The sequence below is a fragment of the Tateyamaria sp. syn59 genome (genome assembly GCF_007995245.1).
In the GTDB taxonomy this organism is placed as follows: Bacteria; Pseudomonadota; Alphaproteobacteria; order Rhodobacterales; family Rhodobacteraceae; genus Tateyamaria.
Map to the genome: position 1 here is coordinate 1 of NZ_VCBA01000050.1, position 2,068 is coordinate 2,068.

The 2,068-nt window shown below is 55.7% G+C and carries 1 protein-coding gene; it reads right to left on the bottom strand.

Annotated features, from left to right (window positions below):
* On the bottom strand, positions 1-1,897 hold a 1,897-nt coding region (locus FD715_RS22365; protein ID WP_189799622.1), incomplete at its 3' end, for a Hint domain-containing protein.
* Positions 1,898-2,068 lie beyond the last annotated feature (171 nt).

Genomic DNA, 2,068 nt, shown 5'->3' on the forward strand with positions numbered 1-2,068 from the left:
ATAGCAAATCCTTGCGGTTTTTCTGGTGCCTTTTGACAAGGTTTCTCATCTGCGCACCTTTCTCGGGGATAACTCGGGCGCTCGTCGGGTCGTAATGAGGGTCCATGATCTCAGGGAACAAAGCGGCGATTTCTTTTTGTGCATCTGTTGAAACCGCCTTTAAGGCCTCGGGACCGGTAAACAGGCTTTCCGTCGGCGCCCCGTTTGAAAACACGATCTCGTGGTGATCGAAGAGCATGTGGAAATATGCGACCTCTTGCAGATCATCGACAACGTCGATGCCATCGATGTCCAGCAGTTTGATGGCGGGGATGAGGACCTCATCGGTATCGAACATTCGTATTGCAATCGCGGATCGCACGAGGACGCGGTGCTGCCGCGATACCATCAGATCACTATTCGGAAGACCGCTCCCCAAGGCCCCTGCTCGAATACGGATTGGCCGCAGTTTCGGGTTTTCGGACAGTGTTTCGTAAGGGACCTGTGTGCCACCTATCCATCGGATGGCCTGATATCCATTGTCCATCGTCAAGACACGGTCACCAACCCGCAAATCCTCAATGCGTCGCTCCCCACCTACGGTTTTGATCCATGTCCCTTCGGTGAAACAAACGACGTTCGTGTTGTCGAAGGTCAGGTCGTCGCCCGTAACCGTGCCGCCAGTGCCATCCTGCAAGGTGAGGTCAACCTCGCCGATTTGGGCAGTGTAGTTGACGCCATCGATGGTGCCATCCAATCGGCCATCAGCGGCGTCCGCTCGCATCATGGCCAGGGCATTTCCAAAGTTGCCACCGACCCCGTTCACACTGGTGAGCGTTGTTGTGTTGTAGAAACCGCTTAGATCGACAAAGTCGTTGTTTGACTGATCCCCGTCATCAATCGAACCGGTATTGCCGACATTGAAGTCCGTAATGACATCTGCGCCTTCACCGGCACCTTCATTGAAGACGTCATTGCCAAGGCCACCGGTTATCGTGTCGTCGCCGGTGAACAGATTGAAGGTGTCATCACCAGAACCACCGTCCAGCAGATCGTTGCCAGCGCCAGCGCTGATGACATCATCGCCTTCTCCGCCGGTAACGCTGTCAGCGGCATCACCCCCGGTAAAGGTGTCATTGCCTTCACCCAGATCGATTGTGTTCGATGATCCCACGGCGTTGAAAACCGTGACTTCGTCATCGTCCGCTCCGGCGTCAATGTCGACGGTAACGACGCTACCAGTGACCGTTATCGTATCGTTTCCGGCACCACCGCTAAAGCTGCCCCCATCCCCGTCATCGGTGATGACGTCGTCACCGTCACCCGCGGACACATTGTCGAACCCTTCGCCGGTAGAAATCGTGTCATCTCCGGCATTGGCAGAGATATTCGCATCTTCCAGATCCGTCGGACCCGCGTAGTCCGGTCCGTCGATTGTGGAAAACAGGCCAACCTGTCCGCCCGCTTCGTAATAGATGATGACGATTTCGTGCTGGCCGGGCCCGAGCGTTATGCTGCCGGTTTCTATCGTCCCGACGGGGCGCGCCGCGTCGCTTTCAACAACTTCCTGGCCGTTCACATACAGCCGTGAGCCATCGTCTGAATTGAGCGTAAAGGTGTATTCACCACCTGCCGCGACTTCGAGTGTCGTCGAGATGCGAATGCCGAAGAAGTCGTCGTTGTTGCCCAGCGTGCCGGACTGGGTGGGCAGGTTCAGGGTGTCTGATGTGCCTGCATTGTAAACCGTTTGGCCGGGCCCCAAGGAGCCATCAGCGATATTGAAGCCGGCCGCAGCCAAGCTGTTGTTGGACAAGCTCGGGAACTCAATCCACTCAAACCAGAAGTTGCCGTCGCCAAACGTGTTTTCAGGGTCTTGGTTAACACCGCCAGTGTTGTCGCTGCCTGTCACGTTTGCCACTGTCGACGTCCTTCAACTTCTTAATCGGATTTGCTTGAAAAAACGCACCTTGCCGGCAGCGGGAGCGACTTAAGATTTCTTCTGCCACGTTCTGAGGTCATGAATGACGCAACCAAAGAACCGCGTTCAGATCATGGCTTCATCCCGCTGAGCGAGTGTTCTCGAGGGCGA